Here is a 21,246-nt window from a genome sequence, read left to right as displayed (position 1 = left end):
GTCATCATGGCGGCGTATCCGGCGGGCGACAACCCGCCTCACCCGTCTGCCCGATGGCAGTCCCAGACAGAGTTGCGCATGAAGATCGAAAAAGACCGCGTCGTCCGTTTCCATTACACCGTCTCGGAACTCGGCCAGGAGCCGATCGAGAGCTCCAGGGATCGTGATCCGCTGGCGATCCTGATCGGCCACGGCAACATCATCCCGGGCCTGGAAAACGCCATGATGGACAAGGAAGCCGGCGCGACCTTCGCCGTCGACGTGAAGGCGGCCGATGCCTACGGCGAGCGCCGTGACGGCCTGAGCCAGCGCGTGCCCAAGAAGCACTTCGGTACCACCCGTCTGGTGCCGGGCCAGCAGGTCGTGCTGCAGACCAACTTCGGCCCGCGCGCGGTCACCGTGCAGAAGGTCGGCATGAGCGTGGTCGACGTCGACCTGAACCACCCGATGGCCGGCAAGGATCTGCACTTCGATGTGGAGATCGTTGAAGTGCGCGAAGCCAGCAAGGAAGAAATCGAGCACGGCCACGTGCACGGCGACGGCGGCCACCAGCACTGATTTTCCGCCAACGCGCTGTACCGCAACGGCCCGCTTCGGCGGGCCGTCTGCGTCTGCGGCGCCGCCATGCCGCGTCTGCGGCGCCATACTGTCCGCCCTTGCCCCCGGAACGCCCGTGAACGCAGCCGCTCCTTCCTTGCAGCCGATCGGTGCCGGCGAGCGCATCGCGGTGATCGACATCCTGCGCGGTTTCGCCCTGCTGGGCATTCTGCTGATGAACATCGAAGCGCTCAGCGGTCCGCTGGATCTGTCCTTCACCAGCATCGATCCGCACTGGCAGGGTGCCGACTACTGGACCGACGCGGCCATTTACGTGCTCGTCCAGGGCAAATTCTTCACCCTGTTCTCGCTGCTGTTCGGCGCCGGCTTCTCGGTGATGGCGCAGCGTGCGGCGGCCGCCGGCCGCGAATTCACCCCCTTCTACCTGCGTCGCAGCGCCGCGCTGCTGCTGATCGGCCTGTGCCATGCACTGCTGGTGTGGTCCGGCGACATCCTGGTGATGTACGCGTTGATCTCGCTGCCGCTGCTGGCCTGCCGCGAGGCGCCGCGCAGCTGGCTGCCGGTGATGGGTGTGGGCAGCTACCTGCTTGCGGCCGTGCTCTTGCTGCTGATGGGCGCGCTGATGGGCGCATTGGTTGCCAGTGGCGATCCGGGCGGGCAGACGCGCGAAGCGATGCTGCAGGCCCAGCAGACCATCGAACTGCAGCGGCAGGCGTATGGCTACGGCAGTTGGAGCCAGGCCGTCGCGCAGCGTTTCAGCGACCTTGGCGCGATGCTGTCGGGCATCATGATCGTCGGGCCGGAAGTGCTGGGCATGTTCCTGATCGGCAGCTGGTTCGCGCGCAGCGGCGCACTGGCCGAGCCGGCACGTTTCGCCGGCCTGTACGCGGCGCTGCGCTGGGTCGCGCTGCCGGTGGGGCTGGCGCTGATGCTGGTGAGTGCGTACTGGGTGCCGTATCTGGCGCCGGGCACATTCACGCCGGCCAGTGGGGCGGCCTACGCGCTGTCGTCGGTGGCCAGCCTGCTGATGTGCCTGGGCTACCTGGCCTGGGTCGTGCGCGTGCGCGATCGGCTGCACTGGCTGGCGCCGGTGGGGCGGATGGCGCTCACCCACTACATCGGCCAGTCGCTGGTCTGCACGTGGATCTTCTACGGATACGGCCTGGGCCTGTTCGAGCAGGTGCCGCGGCTGTGGCAGGTGCCGTTCGCGCTGGCGTTGTTCGGCGTGCAGGTACTCGTCAGCCATTGGTGGCTGCGGCACTTCCGTTTCGGTCCGCTGGAATGGGTGTGGCGCGCCATGACCTACCTGCAGTGGCCGCCCCTGCGCCGAGGCGACGCGCGCGCGTGAGCCCGGTATCGTCACGCATGGCTCGCGGCCGGGCGTGGCATGCTCGGGGTCCTGTCTGAAGGTGGGCGACCGTCCACCTGCCATCTGTTCGAGTACTGCCAATGACGACGCACTACGACTATGACTTGATCGTGCTGGGGGGCGGCTCCGGTGGCCTGGCGGCGGCCTTCCGCGCCGCGCAGCACGGTCGCCGGGTGGCCATGCTGGAGCCCGGTGAACTCGGCGGCACCTGCGTCAACGTCGGCTGCGTACCGAAGAAGGCCATGTGGCTGGCGGCCGATCTGGCCGGGCGCATCGGCCTGGCTGCGGCAATGGGCTTTGATGTTCCGCTGCGTCCGGCGCTGGACTGGAAGGAACTGGTGGTGCACCGCCAGGCGTACATCGCCAACATCCATGCCAGTTATCTCAAGCGCCTGGACGAGAACAAGGTGGTCCGCGTGCCGCGCCGCGGCCGTCTGGTCGATGCGCATACCGTGGAATGCAGCGACGGCGTGCGCATCAGTGCCGAGCACATCCTGATCGCCACCGGCGCGCATCCGCAGCGCCCGGATATTCCGGGGGCGGCGCTTGGGCTGGTCTCCGATGATTTCTTCAACCTGTGCAGTGCCCCGGCGCGCGTGGCCATTGTCGGCGGTGGCTACATCGCCGTGGAGCTGGCCGGCCTGCTGCAGGCGCTGGGCAGCCGGGTGACACTGCTGGTGCGTGGCGACCGCCTGCTGGAACGGTTCGACGCGGAGCTGACCGCGCAGCTCGCCGACAACCTGCGCCACCAGGGCGTGCAGCTGCATTTCGGCTATCGCCTGCGCGAGTTGCAGCGCGACGGCGATGCAGTGGTGGCGTTGGGCCATGACGGGCCTGCCGACGGGCAGTTCGACGCGCTGTTCTTCGCCACCGGTCGCCGCGGCAACAGTGCCGACCTCGGGTTGGAAGCGCTGGGCGTGGTGGTGGGCGACAAGGGCGAGGTGGAGGTCGACGCATGGCAGACCACGGCCGTGCCGAGCGTGCACGCGGTGGGCGACATTGCCGGCAAGGTCGGTCTGACCCCGGTGGCCATCGCCGCGGCGCGCACGCTGATGGATCGCCTGTTCGGCGGCCAGCCGCAGGCGAAGATGGACTATGAGAACGTCGCCAGCGTGGTGTTCTCGCACCCCGCGCTCGGCGCGGTGGGGCTGAGTGAGGAAGAGGCCTGCGCGAGGTACGGCGATGTACGCGTGTATCGCAGCAACTTCCGCCCGATGCTGCAGGCACTGGCCGACGGTACCCAGCGCAGCCTGTTCAAGCTGGTCTGCGTGGGCGAGGAGGAGCGTGTGGTGGGCGTGCACCTGCTTGGCGAGGCGGCCGATGAAATCCTGCAGGGCTTCGCGCTGGCGGTGAAGATGGGGGCGACCAAGGCACAGTTCGATGCCACCGTGGCGATCCATCCGACCTCGGCCGAGGAAGTCGTGCTGATGCGATAACACGGCCATTCCAGCAAGGCCGTCGCGTCGGACGCGTGCGACAATCCCGTCCCGATTCCTCTGTTGCAGCCGCGCGCGCGGCTGCCCGCCGTCCTGATGCCGCCCACCGTGTCGTCGCTTCCCACCTCGTCCAGCCGCATCGCCGCCGGTGGCATCGCGCTGGCCGCGGTCGGTGCGATCGCGGCGTCCGGCAAGGCGGTGATCATCAAGCTGGCCTATCGGCATGGCGTGGATGCGACCACGCTGCTGGCGCTGCGCATGCTGATGGCCTTTCCGCTGTTCGCCGCGCTTGCGGTATGGTCGGCGCGGCGCGCCACGGCGCTGTCATGGGCGGATCGGGGCAGGGTGGTGTGGCTGGGTTTCACCGGCTACTACCTGTCCAGCCTGCTCGACTTCCAGGGGTTGCAGTACATCAGCGTGACCCTGGAACGGCTGATCCTCTATCTCAATCCGACCCTGGTGCTGCTGATCAGCCTGGTGCTGCTGAAAAAGCGCCCCGGCCGCTGGCAGCTCGCCGCGCTCGTGCTGAGCTATCTCGGCGTGCTGCTGGCGTTTGGCCACGACCTGCAGCTGGAGGGCGGACGCATCGTGCTGGGCAGTGCGCTGGTATTGGCCAGTGCACTCAGCTATGCGTTGTACCTGTTCGGCAGCGGCCAAGTGGTGGCGCGGATCGGTGCGATCCGCCTGACCGCCTATGCCAGCTGCGTCGCATGCGTGCTGTGCGTACTGCACTTCGCGCTGCTGCACCCGCTGGCCGCGCTCGGCCAGGCGCCGGCGCCGGTGTATGGGCTGTCGCTGCTCAATGCGACGGTGTGCACCGTCCTGCCGGTGCTGGCGATCATGCTGGCGGTCAAGCGGATCGGCTCGTCGCTGGCTGCGCAGGTCGGTATGCTCGGGCCGGTATCCACCATCGTGATGAGTCTATGGCTGCTCGACGAACCGATGGGTCCCTGGCAGATCCTGGGGACCGCGCTGGTACTGGTCGGCGTGCTGCTGGTCAGCCGCGTGCGCGCGTGACGGGCGCGCCCCCGCCGGCAGGCGATGATCCGGCGGCCCAGGCCCGTGAACGCATCCTGGCGGTGATCCGGGCGATTCCGCGAGGGCAGGTGATGGGCTATGGCCAGGTGGCGGCCAGGGCCGGATTGCCGGGCCGGGCGCGATTGACCGCGCGCGTGCTCGGGCAGAACGAGGACCCCGACCTGCCGTGGCATCGGGTGCTGCACTCTGACGGGCGCATCGCGATGCCGGAGGGATCGCGTGGCTGGCGTGAACAGACCCAGCGGCTGCGCGCCGAAGGCGTGGCGGTCGAACGCGGCAGGGTCAAGCACATGCCGCGCAGCGCCGATGATCTGGACGCGGCGCTGTGGGGTCCGGGCTGAGCGTTCGCCCGGGCCGGGTCGGGGGTGAACGGGCCGCGCTATGATGCACACGGTTCCAAAGGATGCCCCCATGTTCCCGCGACTGCCCACCGTCACCAAGGCGCTGTTGATCGCCAACATTCTGCTGTTTCTGCTGCAGCAGCCGTTCCTGCTCGGCAACGGCACGTTCGAGCCGTTCATGCTGCAGCCGCTGCGCAGCGGATTCGATCCGTTCTCGCCGGGCGGCAATTTCCAGCCCTGGCAGCTGCTGACTTACGGCTTCCTGCATGGCAGCGTGGGCCACCTGTTCTTCAACATGCTCGCACTGTTCATGTTCGGCGCGCCGCTGGAACAGACCTGGGGTGAAAAGCGGTTCCTCACCTATTACCTGGTCTGCGTGGTCGGCGCCGGGCTGTGCCAACTGGTGGTTGGCATGATGATGGAAAACCCGGCCACGGTGCTGGGCGCGTCCGGTGGCGTGTTCGGCCTGCTGCTGGCCTACGGCATGCTGTTCCCGAACCAGCGGGTGATGCTGCTGTTCCCGCCGATTCCGATGAAGGCACGCACCTTCGTGATCGTGTTCGGTGCGATCGAGCTGATGCTGGGCGCCACCGGCTGGCAGCCCGGCGTGGCCCACTTCGCCCACCTCGGCGGCATGCTGTTCGGCTGGCTGCTGATCCGCTACTGGCGCGGCCAGCCGCCGTTCAACCGTCGCCCGCCGGGCGGCCCGCGGCCCAACCATCTGCGTCGGGTCAAGTAGGACGGGGCAGGGCCGTCAGATGACGGTCGCAGGTCTGTACCGGCACGTGCTGGTACAGACCTGCGACGCGCTTCGTGTTCGTCGTCGAGATCGCCGTGCCGGTCACCGGCCTGATCGCCGCATACAGCGGCCCCCTGCAGCCAGAGCGGTAGTCCCGTGCGGCGCGGGCAGGCCGCAACGAAAAAGGCGCCCGGTGGGCGCCTTCTTCGTTACCTCACCGCGACAGGCTCAGCGCCAGACCTTGATCTGGTCGCCATCCACGCGCTGCATCGGCTGGCCCGGCTTGCAGCTGAAGGTCGCACCGAATGCCGGCAGGTTGGACAGCGGGCCATTGGTGCGCCAGCGGCCCGGCGCCAGGATGTCCGAGGTCACGCGCTGCGCCGCTTCGTTCGGCGACAGCTGCTGCGGCCACAGGGTGGCCCAGGCACGGAAGAAACCCTGGCGGGCGGCCGGCTTGGCGTTCGGTTCGACCGCGTTGTAAGCCTCCCACGCCAGTTCCAGGCCGGCCAGATCGGCCAGGTTCTCTTCGCGGGTCAGCTCGCCGTTGACCTTGGCGCCCTTGACGCCGGGGAACTCGTAGCCGCTGTACTGGGCGGCCACGCGGTTGCCGAACAGGGTCCAGGCGGTCTTGTCGGCCGGGGTCCACCAGCTGCGCAGTTCGCCCTTGGCATCCACCAGTGCGCCCTTGGCGTCGATGGCGCGGGTCAGCTCGTGCGCGACCAGCGCACCGAAGCTGCCGAACTTGTCGGCGGTGTCGGCCTTGGCGTTGAATACCGGGCCCTGCAGCACGGCGGCGGTGACGATCAGGCGGTTCTGCGCGATGTCATACGCCAGTGCCGGCTGCTGCGGCAGCACGTCCCAGCGGCGGTCCGCGTTGCCCTTGCCGATGCGCTTCATTTCCTCACGGTGGCGCCAGGTCGAGGCGATCAGCATGTTGCCGCCGAAGCTGCCACGGCCCATCGGCTGCACGGTGTAATCCAGGTCGCGCAGCGGGGTGCCGATTTCGATCTTCATCGCGGCCAGCTTGGCCTGTGCCTCGGTCTTGGCGTCCGCGCTCATCCAGGTGCTGCGCTTGACCGCTTCGATCTGCACTTCGCGCAGCTTGTCCACGATCAGCGCGGCCTGGCGGCGGTCATCGGCCGACAGGTACTTGCTGGCGTACTCGCGGCCAAGCATCGGGCCGGCGGCCACGTTGATGGCATCCAGGGTCTGCTCCCAGCGCGCCGGGGCGATGGTCTCGCCGCGGATCACCCGGCCGCGGAACTCGAATTCGGCGTCGCGGTAGGCCTTGGACAGGTACGGTGCCATCGCATCGCCCACGCGCCAGCGCAGGTAGGCCTTCCACTGGTCCGGTTTGATCCGGGTGACCATGCCGTCGAGCTGCTTGAACAGCGCCGGATCGGACAGCGAAACCAGGTCGTCATTGACACCCTGCACCTTGAGGAACGCATCCAGCTGCAGGTTGCGGTACCGGCCGGTGAGTTCCTTGGTGGAGATCGGCGCATAGTTGTTGAACGGGTTGTTGATGCCGGCCAGCGACTGCGCGTTGCGCGCCAGCTCGGTCTCCAGCGCGATCACCGCCTGCGACTCGGCATCCAGCTTGGCCGCCGGCGTGCCGGTCAGCGCCAGGATCTGCTTGACGTAGGTGCGGTAGCGGCCCATCAACGCCACGGTGTCGGCATCGGTGCGGGTATAGAACGCCGGGTCGGGCAGGCCCATGCCGCCCTGCATGAAGTAGCCGATGTGGCGGTCCAGCGCCTTGAGGTCCACGTCCGGTGCGAAGTTGAAGGCCACCGGGATGCCCACCTGGTGCAGCGCGGCGATCGAGGCCGGCACGTCCTTGGCCTTCTTGATCGCGTTGATGCGGGTCAGCAGCGGGGCGATCGGGTTGGAGCCGTCGGCCTCGACCGCGGCCTCGTCCAGGCCGCTGGCCCAGAAGTCACCCAGCAGTTTCTGCACGTTGCCCTGCGGGGCCGTCATCGCGGCATCCAGCAGTTCGCGCTGCTGCACGCGGGTACGCTCGGCCATCAGGCCCAACGCCGTGGTGGCTCCCACCTGCGGCACCGGGTTGGACTTCAGCCAGGCGGCATTGGTCGCCTCGTAGAAATCGGTGCACTGCGCGCTGGCGGCCGGCGCGCGGGCGGCCTTCTTCTTGGGAGCGGCATGGGCGTCGTTGGCGGCGACCAGGGTGACCAGGCTGAGGCCCAGCGCGACGGCGAGCGGACGGAAGTTGGGCATGTAAAGCAAATCCATCGAGGATTGAAGATCGCGCGAGTGTACCAAGCCGCACCGCACGGCGGCATGCATGGCGCACCCTTCGTCGGGCCCAAAAGCAAAGGCCCGGAAATCCGGGCCTTTGCGGGTTCAACAGGTCAGGCGGGGCTTACCAGATCACCACCTGCTGGTCGCCGGTGCGGACCATCGGCGAACCGGCCTTGCACTGGAACGCGGCCGCAAAGCTCGGCAGGTTCGACGGCGCGCCCATCGCGCGGAACTGCGAAGGGGCGTGCGGATCGGTGGCCAGGCGGACCTTGGCGTTTTCCGGGGTGTACTTGGTGCGCCACACGGTGGCCCAGTTGAAGAAGAAGCGCTGGTCGCGGGTGAAACCGTCGATCTTCGGATCTTCCTTGCCGGCCGACGCCTTCTGCAGCGCGTCGTAGGTAGTGGCCAGGCCGCCCAGGTCGGCGATGTTCTCGCCCAGGGTCAGGCTGCCGTTGACGTGCTGGTCGCCGACCTTGTAGCTGTCAAACTGCTTGACCAGCTTGCCGGTCAGGCCGCTGAAGTTCTTGGTGTCGGCCGGAGTCCACCAGTTCTCGAAGTTGCCGGTCGGCCCGAAGCGGCTGCCCTGGTCGTCGTAGCCGTGGGTCATCTCATGGCCGATCACCGCGCCGATGCCGCCGTAGTTCAGCGCGTCGTCGGCCTTGGGATCGAAGAACGGCGGCTGCAGGATGGCGGCCGGGAACACGATCTCGTTCTGCAGCGGGTTGTAGTACGCGTTGACCGTCTGCGGGGTCATGCCCCACTCGGTCTTGTCGACCGGCTGGCCGATCTTGGACAGCGCGAACCTGTAGTTGAACTCGTCCGCCGCGCGCACGTTGCCCAGGTAGCTGTCGCGGGTGGTGGTCAGGCCGCTCCAGTCACGCCACTTGTCCGGATAACCGATCTTCGGGGTGAAGGTCTCCCACTTGGCGATGGCCTTGGCCTTGGTCTCATCGCTCATCCAGGTCAGGCCCTGGATGCGTTCCTTGAGCGCGGCGGCCAGGTTCTTGACCAGCACTTCCATCTTCGCCTTGGCTTCCGGGGAGAAGGCGACCTTGACGTACAGCTGGCCGAAGGCTTCGCCCGCATCATCCTCGATGGTGCCGAGCACGCGCTTCCAGCGCGGCTTCATTTCCTTCTGGCCGTTGAGGATCTTGCCGTAGAAGTCGTAGCTTTCCTGCACGAAGGCATCGGCCAGGTACGGCGAGGCGGTGTCCACGGTGCGGAAACGCAGGTAGGCGCGCCACACCGACGGGTCGGTATCGCCCAGCGCCTTGCTCACTTCCTGGTGGAAGGCCGGCATGGCCAGCGAGAACGTCTTCGGCGTGGCAACGCCCTGGGCCTCGAAGAACTTGCTCCAGCTGAAGTTCGGGGTCAGCTTGTCGGCGTCGGCCACCGTGACCGGGTTGTAGTTCAGCTCGACGTTGCGCGACAGCTCCACGCTGGACTTGGAGGCCTTGGCCAGGCGGGTCTCGAACTTGACCACGTCGGCCGCCTGCTTGGCGGCGTCGGCGGCAGCCACGCCGGACAGCTCCAGCACCTTGGCCACGTGAGCCTGGTAGGCCTTCAGCTTGTCGGCGTACCTGGCGTCGGTGTAGTAAGTGGTGTCAGGCAGGCCCAGGCCGCCCTGGCTGGCGTACGCCATGTTCATGCTGGAGTTCTTGAAGTCCGCTTCCGGGCCGAAGGCGAACAGCACATTCTGGCCCTTGGCCGCGCTGCTGCGCAGGTAGTCGGCGATGGCGTCCTTGTTCTGCAGGCTGTCGATCGCGGTCAGGTCGGCCTTCAGCGGCTCGACGCCCTGTGCGTTGATCTTGGCCTCGTCCATGCCGGACGCCCAGAAGTCGCCGACGATCTTCTCGATGCCGGTCGGGTTCTTGATCGCGGCCACCTGCTCGGCGAGCTGGTGCTGGACGGTCACCGAGCGCTCGTCGAGGATGGTGAAGGCGCCCCAGCTGGTGCGGTCGGCCGGGATCTCGTTGGCGGCCAGCCACTTGCTGTTGACGTAGTCGCCGAACGCGGTGCACGCATCCAGGCTGGTATCCAGGTCGGACGGGTGGAAGGCGTTGTACGCCGGCAGCTTGGCCTCGTCCAGCGTCAGTGCGGGCGCAGCGGCGGGCGCCGGCGTGGCGGTGGAGGCGGCGCTGTCCGCAGCGGGCGTTTCGGTCTTGCCGCAGCCGACCAGCGCGGCCGAGACCGCCAGGGTCAGCAGAACAATCTTGGGTGTGCGAGCGATCACTTGAATGGCCTCCAGGCCGATGAGTCATGCGGAGTGCCCCCGGGAGGGCCGTGGGCCAGACGATACGCCGGTGGCCCAGCCTGCAAGGGTGTCGAAGGTCATGGCCGGTGGTCAAGGGGGACCGGCAGGCGGCCAATGCCCGGGCCGGGTACAGCGACCGGCCGGGATCGGCACGTCCCCGACGGCCGGGCAGCGGCCCATCCGGCGGTGTATATAGTGCCTATGGCACACGCATCGGCCCGGACGTGGGACGCGATCATCATCGGCGCCGGTCACAACGGCCTGGTGTGCGGCGCCTATCTGGCCCGCGCCGGCAAACGCGTGCTGATCCTGGAGCGCCGGGCCACGGTCGGCGGCGCTGCGGTGACCGAGACCTTCCATCCCGGCTTCCGCAATTCGGTGGCGTCGTACACGGTGTCGCTGCTGCAGCCGCAGGTGATCGCGGACCTGGACCTGGCCGGCCACGGACTGCAGGTGGTACCGCGCCGCATCAACAATTTCCTGCCGCTGCCGGATAACCGCTATCTGCTCGCCGGGCAGGGCAGGACCGCGGCCGAAGTGGCGCGCTTTTCCGCCCGCGATGCCGAACGCCTGCCACTGTATGAGCAGCGCCTGGAGGTGTTTGCCGACGTGCTGCGCGCGCTCGCGCTGCAACCGCCGCCGAACGTGGGCGAGGGCGGCTGGCTGCATGCGCTGCCGGCGTTGTGGCAGGCAGGCAAGCTGGGCAGGCAGCTGTACGCGTTGTCGCCGGCCCTGCGCCAGGAGCTGCTGGACCTGTTCACCATTTCCGCCGCCGAATACCTGGACCGCTGGTTTGAAAGCGAACCGATCAAGGCGCTGTTCGGTTTCGACGGCATCGTCGGCAACTATGCCAGTCCCCATGCGCCAGGCACCGCTTACGTCCTGCTGCATCACGCCTTCGGGCAGAGCAACGGCGTCAAGGGCGCCTGGGGCCACGCGCTCGGCGGGATGGGCGCGATCACCCAGGCGATGGCGGCGGCGGCGACCGCGGCCGGCGCCACCGTGCGCACTGGCGCGGGCGTGCGCCGCGTCCTGGTTGAACACGGTCGTGCGGTCGGCGTGGAAACGCTGGCCGGCGAGCGCATCGGCGCGCGCAGCGTGGTCGCCAACGTCAATCCGAAACTGCTGTACGAACGCCTGCTGGCGCCGGCCGAGGTGCCCGAGGCCACCCGCGAGCGCATGGCCCACTGGCGCTGTGGGTCCGGTACCTTCCGCATGAACGTGGCGCTGTCGCACCTGCCGTCCTTCACCTGCCTGCCCGGCCCGGGCGATCACCTCACTGCCGGCATCATCATCGCCCCCAGTCTGGATTACATGGACCGCGCCTGGCAGGACGCGCGGGCGCACGGGTGGTCGCGCGAACCGGTCGTCGAGCTGCTGATTCCCAGCACGCTGGACCCGTCGCTGGCGCCGCCGGGGCAACACGTGGCCAGCCTGTTCTGCCAGCACGTCGCGCCCCAGCTTCCGGACGGCCGGCACTGGGACGACCATCGTGAAGAAGTCGCCGACCTGATGATCGCCACGGTCGAGCGCCACGCGCCGGGATTCGCCGCATCGGTGCTGGGACGGCAGAGCCTCAGTCCCCTGGATCTGGAGCGCACCTTCGGGTTGATCGGTGGCGACATTTTCCACGGCGCGCTCAGCCTCAACCAGCTGTTCAGTGCGCGACCCATGCTGGGTCAGGCCGACTACCGGGGGGCGTTGCTGGGGTTGTATCTGTGCGGTGCGGGCACCCATCCCGGAGGCGGCGTCACCGGTGCGCCGGGCCACAACGCCGCCCGCGCCATCCTCGCCGACTAGCGGCGCAGCCAAAGAAAAAGCCCGGCGGATGCCGGGCTTTTTCGTGGTGCGGTTCTGGATGGATCAGAACTTGTAGGTGATGCCCATGTACATGTAACGACCGATGCTGTCGTACAGGGCGGCACCGGCGTCGGCACCGAAGTAGTTCACCGGCGGATCCTTGTCGAACACGTTGTCCACGCCCACGTAGACGTCGATGCCCGAGTTCGGGAACTTATAGCCGACCTGCATGTTGTGGTACAGGTACGACGGGTTGCGGATCGGGCTCTGCGAACCCGGGTTGGAGTTGTAGCTGTCCGGGGTGACGCGCAGGTTCCCGTCGACGTAGGTCATGTCCCACGAAGCGCGCCAGTCACCACGCTTGTACGTGGTGGTGAACTGACCGCGCCAGCGCGGATCGGTGTAGTACGTGACGTATTCGGTGAACTCGTCCGGGAACGACTGGAAGGCCCACTCACGCGACTGGATCAGACGGGTGCCGACCAGGCGCATGGTGGTGAAGCCACCCAGCAGGTTGAAGCGGTAGTCCATTTCCAGGTCGACGCCGACGCGACGCGACTTGGCCAGGTTTTCCGAGATCGCGACCCAGTTGTAGATGCTGTATTCCGGGAACGCGGTGCCGGTCGGCGAGGTGTAGCCGCCCACCGGGGCGCGCTTGATGGAATCGCAGAACGGGTTGTTCTGCACGCCTCCGGGCGAATCCACGCAGCGGGTGGCCAGGGTCTGGGCGGAGACCGAACCGATCGCGTCGGTCAGGGTCACGCGCCAGTAGTCCATCGACATGCCGAAGCCTTCCAGGAACTCCGGCTGCCACACGAAGCCGAACGACAGGGTCTTGGCTTCTTCCGGCTTCAGGTTCGGATTGCCGCCGCTGACGCCCGGACGGTTGGCCGAGTAGGTGTCAACCCAGTTGGCCGGGATGCCCAGCGCGGCGCAGTTGGCAGCGCGCAGAGCCGGGTCCTTGGCGGTCGCCGGACGGTTGCTGTTGGTGCTGAGCGTGCTGCAGGGGTCGGCGATGGTCGCGAAGTTCTGCGACTGCGGGTTGTACAGCTCGCCGATGCTCGGGGCACGCACGGCGCTGGCGTAGGTACCACGCACGCGCAGGCTGCTCAGGATTTCCCAATCCAGGCCGACGTTCCAGGTCTTGGTGTCGCCGATGGAGTTGTAGTCCGACCAGCGGCCGGCCAGATCCAGGTTCAGTCGGCGGATCAGCGGCAGGTCGGCCAGCAGCGGCACGGTGGTTTCCGCGAACACTTCCTTGACGTCGTACTCACCGCCGCGGCTCGGAATGGCGTTGAGGAAGGTCAGGCCCAGCGCCGACAGGGCGTCGGTGTTTTCCTGGCTCTGTTCCTTGCGGTACTCGACACCGCCGGCGAAGCCGACGTCGCCGGCCGGCAGCGAGAACAGCGAGTTGTTGGCGACCGAGGCGCTGAACACCTGCTGCTTCAGCTTGGACTGGTTCAGCGAACGGGTGTTGAACCACTCGGCCGCTTCCTTGGAAATGGCGCCGTTGCCGAAGACCGAGAACGGCACGCAGCCGGCGATCAGAGCCTGGTTGTAGCGCTGCCCGGTGTTCGGGTTGATCGCGTTCGGGTCCAGCGAGGCACGGCAGACGACACGGCCGCTGGAATCCAGGGCGGTATCCATACCGGCGTGCCAACGCTCGTTGATGCGGTTGTTCAGGTTGATGCGGTCGATGGTGGTCTGGCCGAAGTTGGCCGACGCTTCATACGTCCACTCTTCGCCCAGGTTGCCTTCCAGGCCCAGCACGGCGCGGGTGGTCTGGCGTTCGATCTGCTCGCCGCGACGGCCGGCATCGACGTTGAAGCGGGCCAGGATCAGATTGCTTTCCGCGTTGTTGCTGTCGGTCGAGATCGCACGATTGGTGGTGCTGCCATCGGCGTTCGTCACGGTCACGCGGCGCGAATCCATCAGCGCGCGCAGATCGTTGGAGATGTACGCGTTGTCGCGGCGCAGACGCAGGCTGCTGTCGAACGCCGGCTGGCCGTAGAACTCCGACTCGGTCTTGGTGTACTTGCCTTCGAAGAACAGACGGTGGTTGTCGTTCAGTTCGAAGTTGAGCACGGTGTTGAAGCTGACGCGGTCGAACGACGGCTGCAGGTCGGCAACGGCGTTCAGGTCGGCGAAGTCGCAGTCCACGCAGCTGGTGGCGCTGACGATGGTGCCGTCGTAGCGGTTCTTGCGGAAGGTGCCGTCATCGTTGAACAGGTAACGGTTGGACGGGCTGAACGCCGTGGTGCGGGTGCCGGTACGCGAGATCGTCATCGGCCCCAGATCCATCGTACCGCCGTACGAGATGGAGTGGTTGCCACCCGGGCTGGCCAGGATGGTCTGCGGATTGCTTTCGCTCGGCGGCTTGGTGCGGTCGTAGTTCGGGTTCGGCACCGAGACCTGGTAGCGACGGCCGATTTCACGGTCGCCACGGCCGAAGCGGCCCTGCTTGCTGTATTCCAGCGCGATGGCGGCGCTGCCGCGGCCGTCGGCGAAGTCGCTGCCGCCGGAGAAGCTGACGAACGAACGGTCGAAGCTGCCTTCGTCTGCCTGGCCCGCCTGGGCACGCAGCTCGAAGCCTTCGAAGCTCTTCTTCATGATGAAGTTGACCACGCCGGCCACGGCGTCGGCACCGTACACGGCCGAGGCGCCGCCGGTGATCACTTCAACGCGCTCGATCCATTCCACCGGGATCGTGTTGACGTCGACCGAGGTCGAGCCCGGGCTGGCGCCCACGTGGCGACGACCATTGACCAGCACCAGGGTACGCGACGGACCCATGCCGCGCAGATCCATCAGGCCCAGACCAGCGGTACCGATGAAGCGCGTCGAGTTGCCCAGCGAGTAGCTCGGGGTCAACTGCGGCATCTTGTTCATCAGGTCGCCGATGTTCAGCGCGCCCGTGCTGCGGATTTCCTCAGCGGTGATCGCCGTCACCGGCGACGGGGTCACAAAGCCGGTACGCGCGATGCGCGAGCCGGTTACGGTCACTTTGTCGAGGTCGATCGGGTTGGTGCCGGCTTCCTGCGCGAACGCGGGTGCCGAACCGGCGGCGACTGCCAGGCCGGCCAGCAGGGCGCTGGTCAGCGGGTGGCGGATGTGCCGGATGCTGTGGTTGGTCATCTATGAATCCCCTGGTGAAGTGAGACGGCCTCATTCCGTGGTGGCCGTTTTGTGTAGGTTCAGTCGCCGTCCTAGCGTCATTCGAACCTAACATGCAATTAACAAGAAATGTACATGACCATCACGCGAATGAACGAATCAAGCCCCTCGTTTTAAGAAAAGTGCAATAAATACAATCGCTTGGTTGTCATTACAGTTTGCTCATCCTGTCTTTATGAGTGAACTATGAATAGGTGACTTCGTGTCGTTTTGCGCAATCGGGCGGTTCGCCGACACAGTCCGACACAAAAAAAGGCCCCCGTCCGAAGACGGGGGCCTGGAGCGACACGGCAGCGTGGCCGGTCGGGTCCGGGTCAGTTGCTGCTCACGCCGAAGTCATACTTGGCCTGCACGTAGATGGCCCGGCCATACGGGTTGTACATGTAGGTGTTGTACGGCGAAGCGATGTTGCCCGCGTAGCTGTGGGCCTGGCCGTCGGGCATCTTGTTGAAGACGTTGTTGACCATCACCGACAGGGTCAGGTTGTCCAGTGCCCGGTAGTTCACGCTCAGGTTGTAGGTGGTGTAGGAGCCCCACTTGCCGGCCTTGTAGCCGGACGAATGGACGTAGTCGAAGCTCTCGCCCAGGTAGGACATGTAGTTGGCCGTCTTGCCGATGTAGTTGAAGTACATCGTGGTCGTCCACTTGTCCTTGGCCCAGCCGACCGAGCCGTCGGTGCGCACCTTGGCGTACGCGTCGTAGTACCACATCGCGTAGGGGTCACGCAGCAGGTCCAGGTAGTTGTCGCCCGGCTGCGGCTGCAGTTCACGCTTCAGGATATTGGTGTAGTTGCTGGTGAACTGGAGGGAGCCGAAGCGGCCGATGTCCTGCACATACTTGAAGCTGGCGGTGACCGCCTGCAGGTTCTGGCGGGCCACGTTGAGCTTCGGGGTGAAGATCTGCTCCAGGTTGCCCGCCGCATCGCGGGTGATCCAGTCGGCGACGTTGTCGCAGGTGGCCGACGTGGCGTTGTCCAGGTTGTTGCGGCAGTAATACTCCGCGCGCAGCAGCTGGTCCGAGCTGAGGTTGTCCACCTCGTTCTCGATCTTCCAGTTGTAGTAGTCCACCGACAGCGACAGGTTGCTCATCGGCGCCCATACGATGCCTGCGTTCCAGACATCGGCGGTGATCGGTTCCAGGTCAGGATTGCCGGCCTGGGTGCCGAACACCGATTCCTGCGCGTAGGGGCAGCCGACGGTATCGGCCGGGTCATAGCCGAGCTGGCCGCAGCGGTAGTAGTCCACCGCACCGTTGGCGTAGAAGCCGCTCTCACCCTGGAAGGCATCGGGCAGGGTCGGCGCGCGGAAGGCGGTGCCGTACTTGCCGCGGAACAGCAGGCTCTCGATCGGGCGGTACTCCACGCCGATGCTGTAAGTGGCCTTGTCGACGGTGTTGTCGGCGATCTTGAACGCGTCATAGCGCCCCGAGCCGGTCACGGTCAGCGATTCCAGCAGCGGCAGACGCAGTTCGGTGGTCAGCGCGTAGTTGCTGCGATGGCCGGCACCGGCCACCGAGGTGGTGCCCCACACCGTGCCATCCATCAGGCGCGCGTCGGGGGTGTAGTCCCAGCCTTCGCTGCCCGCTTCGGCCACCACGGCGAAACCGGCATCGCCGCCGGGCAGGGTGAACAGCGAACCGTTGGTGATCTGGAAGCGCCCCAGGTTCTGCCAGGTGCGGCTTTCACTGGTGGTAAAGCCGGTGAAGCTCTGGAAGTCGCCGGCCGGCAGCGTGGAGTAGAACGCGGTCCAGTTCGGGTTGTAGATGTTGTAGCCGTCATCGGTGGTGCCCAGCACCGGGCCCAGCACGCGGTCCTCGAAGTAGCTGTCGATCGCATCGGCCCAGCGCACGAAGCCACGTTCGGTCAGCTTGTACTCGCCACGGCTGAAGCTGGCGCTGTAGTCCCAGTTGCCGAACGTGCCGCGGCCGCCCAACGTGAACTGGTAGGCCTTGTTGCGGTCGGTGTTGAGGATGTCCTTGTAACCGTTGGGCCCGATGTCCTCCGGCGCGAACGCGCGCTGCAGGTTCATGTACTGATCGGTGCCCTGGTCGTAGAAGGCACCGAAGCTCAGGTCGCTGCCCCAGAAGGTGTAGCCCGAACCGGCGGTGTACTTGACCTCTTCCAGGCTGTACAGCGCATCGGCGAACAGCTCGAAGTTGTCGTTCACATCGAACGTCATCGAGCTGTAGAACTGGCTGCTTTCCTTGTCGTTCTTCAGCGTGCGGTAGCCGGCGCCATAGGCCGAGCCGCAGGACTCGCCGGAGGCACGGGTGCCCAGTACGGTGGTGCCGCCGAACTGCCCGGCAACGCTCGCGCAGCGGGTCGGGTCCATCATCACGAACCGGTTGCGGTCGGCAGGCAGGTACACCAGGAAGTCATTGGACGGCACCTGCGGGCTGTAACCGTGTGCATTGTTGGTGCGGGTCAGATCGCGCTGGTAGCCCCAGATCGGGCTGCTCTTTTCGTACTGCACGTTGACCAGTGCGTTGAAGCGGTCATCGGCGCTGTTGAAGCCCTTGGCCGCGCTGAAGCGGAAGTTGCTGCCGCCGCCCTCGGAGTAGGCGCCGCCACGGACGTTGAGCACGCCGCCGTCCATGCGCTCCTTGAGGATGATGTTGACCACGCCGGCGATCGCGTCCGAACCGTACAGCGAGGACTGGCCGCCCGGCAGGATTTCAATGCGCTCGACGATGTCGATCGGGATGCCGCTGAGGTTGTTGAAGGCGTCGCTGCCGTTGTACAGCGCCGGATACTGCAGCATCGGGCGGCCGTTGATCAGGTACTTGGTGTAGCCCGGATCCAGGCCGAACATGCCCGACGCCTCGGCGCCCTGGGTGAACGAGGCGGCGGTCTGCCCGCCCTGCAGGCCGCCGGTGGTCAGCGAGGACTGCTGCAGCACTTCGGCCACGCTGGTGAAGCCACGGGTCTGGATGTCTTCGGCGGTGACGGTCAGCACCGGGGTGTGCGTTTCGATCTGGGTCTGCGGAATGAGCGAACCGGTGACGGTGACGCGATCCAGGTTGGTCGCAGGCTCGTTGTCCTGCGCGAGGGCGCTGGCGCTGACAAACAGCAGGCCGGAGAGAACGGCGGCGGTGAGCGGGTGACGCGAAATCTTCAAACCTTGGCAGGACATGTGGATACCCGTGTTGTGGTGAAGTCGAAGCTTTCCCTTCCGTGGGGATGACACTCGGTTGTACGGACGGCTGTCAGGGAAAGTAACGCAGGCTTAACGTGGATGCCGCAGGGTTGTCAATTAATCGGCGCGCGTGAATGTACGAGGCAGGTAAAAAAGCTGGTAAAAACAAGTGGTTGCGCAATCCATAAAAAATGCGATCTGCACCATCATGAGTGGCAAGTGAATTTACACGCAGTATTAACAATTGAGATTGATCGTCAGATCGAGTTTCACACCGCAAAAAAAAGCCCCGCCGAAGCGGGGCCCTGAAGCGGGGTTGACGCGGCGATTACTTGCCGAAGTCGTACTTCATCTGCGCGTACACGGCGCGGCCGTAGATGCTGTAGAAGGCGTTGTTGTACGGCGTGCCGGAGGTACCCGGGTAGCTGTACACCTGGCCTTCCGGCATCTTGTTGAACACGTTGTTGACCATCACCGACAGGGTCAGATCGTCCTGCGCGCGGTAGTTCACACTCAGGTTGTAGGTGGTGTACGAGCCCCACTTGCCTGCCGACTTGCCCGACGCGGGGTGGGTGTAGTCGTAACCGTTCAGACCGGCCAGGTAGTTCGGCGTCTTGCCGACATAGTTGGCGTAGGCGGTGGTGGTGAACTTGCCGATCGACCAGGCCACGGCGGCATCGCTGCGCACCTTGGCGTAGTTGTCGTAGTTCCACATCGCGATCGGATTGCCCAGCAGATCCTGGAAATCTTCACCCGGCTCGGACTGCACTTCACGCTTGAGCATGTTGGTGTAGTTGCCCGAGAACTGCAGCGCGCCGAAGCGGCCGATGTCCTGCAGGTACTTGAAGCCAACGGTCACGGCCTGCAGGTTCTGGCGCGCGACGTTCATCTTCGGCGTGTACAGGCTGCTCAGGTTGCCGGCGGCGTCGCGCACGACCCAGTCGGCCACGTTCTGGCAGCTGGCCGAGGCGGCGTTGGGCAGGCTGTTGCGGCAGTAGTACTCGGCCAGCAGCAGCTGGTCGGTGCTGGCCGTGTCGACTTCGTTCTCGATCTTCCAGTTGTAGTAGTCGGCGGAGATCGACAGGGTCGGCATCGGCGCCCACACCAGGCCGGCGTTCCACACGTCGGCGGTGATCGGCTCCAGGTCCGGGTTGCCGGCGCGCTCGGAGTACACCGAGACGCTGTTGTCGTAACGGCAGTCGGCGGTGTTGCCCGGGGTGTAGCCCAGCTGGCCGCAACGGTAGTAGTCGGTCGAGTTGTTGGCGTAGTAGCCGCTGGTGCCCTGGAAGGCATCGGACAGGGTCGGCGCGCGGAAGGCGGTGCCGTACTTGCCGCGGAACAGCAGGCTTTCAAGCGGACGGTATTCCAGACCCAGGCTGTAGGTGGCCTTGTCGACGGTGTTGTCGGCGATCTTGAACGCGTCATAGCGACCCGAGGCGGTCACGGTCAGCGATTCCAGCAGCGGCATGCGCAGCTCGGAGGTCACCGCGTAGTTGCTGCGGTGGCCGTTGCCGGCCACGGCCGACGAGCCCCATGCCTGGCCGTCCAGCAGGCGCTGGTCCGGGGAGTAGTCCCAGCCTTCGCTGCCGCCTTCGACGACGACCGCGAAGCCGGCGTCACCGCCCGGCAGCGAGAACAGCGAACCGTTGGTGACCTGCGCGCGGGCCAGGTTCTGCCAGGTGCGGCTGCGGTTGTGCGCGTAGCCGGTGAAGCTGGCGAAATCTTCCGGCGAGATCGCCGAGTAGAACGCGCCCCAGTTCGGGTTGTAGATGTCCCAGCCGTCGGCGGTGGTGCCCAGTACCGGACCCAGTACGTGCTCGGCAAAGTAGTTGTTGATCGGGTCCTTCCAGCGCATGAACTTGTTCTCGGTGAGCTTGTACTCACCGCGGGTGAAGCTGGCGCTGTAGTCCCAGTCGCCGAAGACACCCTTGGCACCCAGAGTCACCTGGTAGGAGCGGCTCTCATCGCTGTTGAGCACGTCCTTGTAGCCCTGGCCGCCGATGTCTTCCGGCGCGAAGGCGCGCTGCAGGTTGACCACCTTGCCCGAGGACTGGTCGTAGAAACCGCCCATCGTGCTCTTGGTGCCCCACCACAGGTAGTTCGAGCCGGAGGTGTATTCGGTCTTTTCCTTGCTGTACAGCACGTCGGCGAACAACTGCAGGTCGTCGTTGACGTCGAAGGTCATTGCCGAATAGAACTGGCCGCTGTCCTTGCCGTTCTTCACGGTCTTGTAGCCGGCGCCGTACACCGAGCCGCAGGACAGGCCCGAGGCGCGCGAACCCATCACGGTGGTGCCACCGAACTGGCCGGCGACGCTGGCGCAGTTGGTTGGATCCATCATGTACAGGCGGTTGGTGTCGGCGTCGATGACCGCGAAGTCGTTGCCCGGCACCTGTGCGGTGTAGCCGTTGGCATTGGTGGTCCTGGTCAGGTCGCGCTGGTAGCCCCAGATCGGGTTGCTCGACTCGATCTGCACGTTGACCAGTGCGTTGAAGCGGTCATCGAAGGCGCTGAAGCCGTGGGCCGCGCTGACGCGCAGGTTGTTGCCGCCGCCTTCGCTGTAGGTGCCGCCACGGACGGTGAGCGTGCCACCTTCCATGCGTTCCTTGAGGATGATGTTGACCACGCCGGCGATTGCGTCCGAGCCGTACAGGGAGGACTGGCCGCCCGGCAGGATTTCGATGCGCTCGACGATGTCGATCGGAATGCCGCTGATGTTGTTGAACGTATCGCCGCCGTTGTACAGCGCCGGGTACGACATCATCGGACGACCGTTGATCAGGTACTTGGTGTAACCCGGGTTCAGGCCGAACATGCCAGCCGCTTCGGCGCCCTGGGTGAACGAGGCGGAGGTCTGGCCGCCCTGCAGGCCGCCGGTGGTCAGCGAGGACTGCTGCAGCACTTCGGCCACGCTGGTGAAGCCGCGGGTCTGGATGTCCTGCGCGGTGATGGACATCACCGGGGTCTGGGTTTCGATATCGGTCTGCGGGATCAGCGAGCCGGTGACGGTGACTTTGTCCAGCGTCGTGGCCTGGTCCTGTGCCAGGGCCGGTGCGGCCGCGGTGGCGATCAGGGCAGAGAACAGTGCAGCAGCGAGGGTGTTGCGACGAGCAGTATTGCGTGGGTAATTCATTGATAGTC

The 21,246-nt window shown here is 66.0% G+C and carries 11 protein-coding genes and 2 pseudogenes; 7 read left to right on the top strand and 6 right to left on the bottom strand.

Annotated elements, in window-relative coordinates:
* The first annotated feature begins 78 nt into the window (after window positions 1-78).
* The 6 genes from ACPEH1_RS04250 (at window position 79) to ACPEH1_RS04225 (ending at window position 5,481) form a co-directional block, all read left to right on the top strand.
* Window positions 79-558, top strand: a complete 480-nt coding sequence (locus ACPEH1_RS04250; protein ID WP_026070739.1) for an FKBP-type peptidyl-prolyl cis-trans isomerase — start codon at window positions 79-81, stop codon at window positions 556-558.
* Between the two features lie 88 nt (window positions 559-646).
* A complete protein-coding gene (locus tag ACPEH1_RS04245; protein WP_153165238.1) occupies window positions 647-1,906 on the top strand; it encodes a DUF418 domain-containing protein in 1,260 nt (419 codons plus the stop codon).
* A 101-nt stretch (window positions 1,907-2,007) separates the two neighbouring features.
* Window positions 2,008-3,363 carry a glutathione-disulfide reductase gene (gene gorA, locus ACPEH1_RS04240; protein WP_136003172.1) on the top strand — a complete coding sequence of 452 codons (1,356 nt, stop codon included), beginning with the start codon at window positions 2,008-2,010 and terminating at the stop codon, window positions 3,361-3,363.
* Between the two features lie 96 nt (window positions 3,364-3,459).
* A complete protein-coding gene (locus ACPEH1_RS04235; RefSeq protein WP_312711525.1) occupies window positions 3,460-4,380 on the top strand; it encodes a DMT family transporter in 921 nt (306 codons plus the stop codon).
* Window positions 4,377-4,742: an MGMT family protein gene (locus tag ACPEH1_RS04230; protein ID WP_423715316.1), complete on the top strand. Its 366-nt coding sequence runs from the start codon at window positions 4,377-4,379 to the stop codon at window positions 4,740-4,742. Before ACPEH1_RS04235 ends, ACPEH1_RS04230 begins: the two co-directional genes overlap by 4 nt.
* A 70-nt stretch (window positions 4,743-4,812) precedes the next feature.
* Window positions 4,813-5,481, top strand: coding sequence for a rhomboid family intramembrane serine protease (locus ACPEH1_RS04225; RefSeq protein ID WP_017355812.1), 669 nt, complete (start codon window positions 4,813-4,815; stop codon window positions 5,479-5,481).
* Window positions 5,482-5,709: 228 nt separating this feature from the next.
* Here the strand turns inward: ACPEH1_RS04225 and ACPEH1_RS04220 are convergent, their stop codons facing one another.
* Window positions 5,710-7,719: a M13 family metallopeptidase gene (locus ACPEH1_RS04220; RefSeq protein WP_026070743.1), complete on the bottom strand. Its 2,010-nt coding sequence runs from the start codon at window positions 7,717-7,719 to the stop codon at window positions 5,710-5,712.
* Between the two features lie 145 nt (window positions 7,720-7,864).
* Window positions 7,865-9,973 carry a M13 family metallopeptidase gene (locus ACPEH1_RS04215; protein ID WP_423715340.1) on the bottom strand — a complete coding sequence of 703 codons (2,109 nt, stop codon included), beginning with the start codon at window positions 9,971-9,973 and terminating at the stop codon, window positions 7,865-7,867.
* 225 nt (window positions 9,974-10,198) lie between these two features.
* Here ACPEH1_RS04215 and ACPEH1_RS04210 point away from each other — a divergent pair, with 225 nt between their 5' ends.
* Window positions 10,199-11,797 carry a phytoene desaturase family protein gene (locus tag ACPEH1_RS04210; RefSeq protein ID WP_423715315.1) on the top strand — a complete coding sequence of 533 codons (1,599 nt, stop codon included), beginning with the start codon at window positions 10,199-10,201 and terminating at the stop codon, window positions 11,795-11,797.
* A gap of 63 nt (window positions 11,798-11,860) precedes the next feature.
* On the opposite strand, the pseudogene ACPEH1_RS04205 reads toward ACPEH1_RS04210, so the two are convergent.
* From ACPEH1_RS04205 to ACPEH1_RS04190, 4 genes and pseudogenes are all read right to left on the bottom strand, one after another.
* Window positions 11,861-13,630, bottom strand: a pseudogene (locus ACPEH1_RS04205) (TonB-dependent receptor domain-containing protein); the annotation flags it as partial.
* A 78-nt stretch (window positions 13,631-13,708) separates the two neighbouring features.
* Window positions 13,709-14,932: pseudogene (locus ACPEH1_RS04200) on the bottom strand (TonB-dependent receptor plug domain-containing protein); the annotation flags it as partial.
* Between the two features lie 353 nt (window positions 14,933-15,285).
* On the bottom strand, window positions 15,286-18,102 hold the full coding sequence (locus ACPEH1_RS04195) for a TonB-dependent receptor plug domain-containing protein (RefSeq protein WP_026070475.1): 2,817 nt from the start codon (window positions 18,100-18,102) through the stop codon (window positions 15,286-15,288).
* Between the two features lie 331 nt (window positions 18,103-18,433).
* Window positions 18,434-21,238 (bottom strand): TonB-dependent receptor plug domain-containing protein, encoded by a 2,805-nt coding sequence (locus tag ACPEH1_RS04190; RefSeq protein ID WP_017354315.1) that lies wholly within the window; start codon window positions 21,236-21,238, stop codon window positions 18,434-18,436.
* Window positions 21,239-21,246: the final 8 nt, after the last annotated feature.

This window comes from Stenotrophomonas sp. NPDC077421 (assembly GCF_049545505.1).
Lineage (GTDB): Bacteria > Pseudomonadota > Gammaproteobacteria > Xanthomonadales > Xanthomonadaceae > Stenotrophomonas > Stenotrophomonas nematodicola.
The sequence above is the reverse complement of the archived record's forward strand: the minus strand, read 5'-3'. Positions and strand labels throughout refer to the sequence as shown.

Coding starts and splice junctions, on each gene's coding strand:
- ACPEH1_RS04250 (WP_026070739.1), top strand. CDS start 79: ATGAAGATCGAAAAAGACCGCGTCGTCCGTTTCCATTACACCGTCTCG.
- gorA (WP_136003172.1), top strand. CDS start 2,008: ATGACGACGCACTACGACTATGACTTGATCGTGCTGGGGGGCGGCTCC.
- ACPEH1_RS04235 (WP_312711525.1), top strand. CDS start 3,460: ATGCCGCCCACCGTGTCGTCGCTTCCCACCTCGTCCAGCCGCATCGCC.
- ACPEH1_RS04225 (WP_017355812.1), top strand. CDS start 4,813: ATGTTCCCGCGACTGCCCACCGTCACCAAGGCGCTGTTGATCGCCAAC.
- ACPEH1_RS04220 (WP_026070743.1), bottom strand. CDS start 7,719: ATGCCCAACTTCCGTCCGCTCGCCGTCGCGCTGGGCCTCAGCCTGGTC.
- ACPEH1_RS04210 (WP_423715315.1), top strand. CDS start 10,199: ATGGCACACGCATCGGCCCGGACGTGGGACGCGATCATCATCGGCGCC.
- ACPEH1_RS04195 (WP_026070475.1), bottom strand. CDS start 18,102: ATGTCCTGCCAAGGTTTGAAGATTTCGCGTCACCCGCTCACCGCCGCC.
- ACPEH1_RS04190 (WP_017354315.1), bottom strand. CDS start 21,238: ATGAATTACCCACGCAATACTGCTCGTCGCAACACCCTCGCTGCTGCA.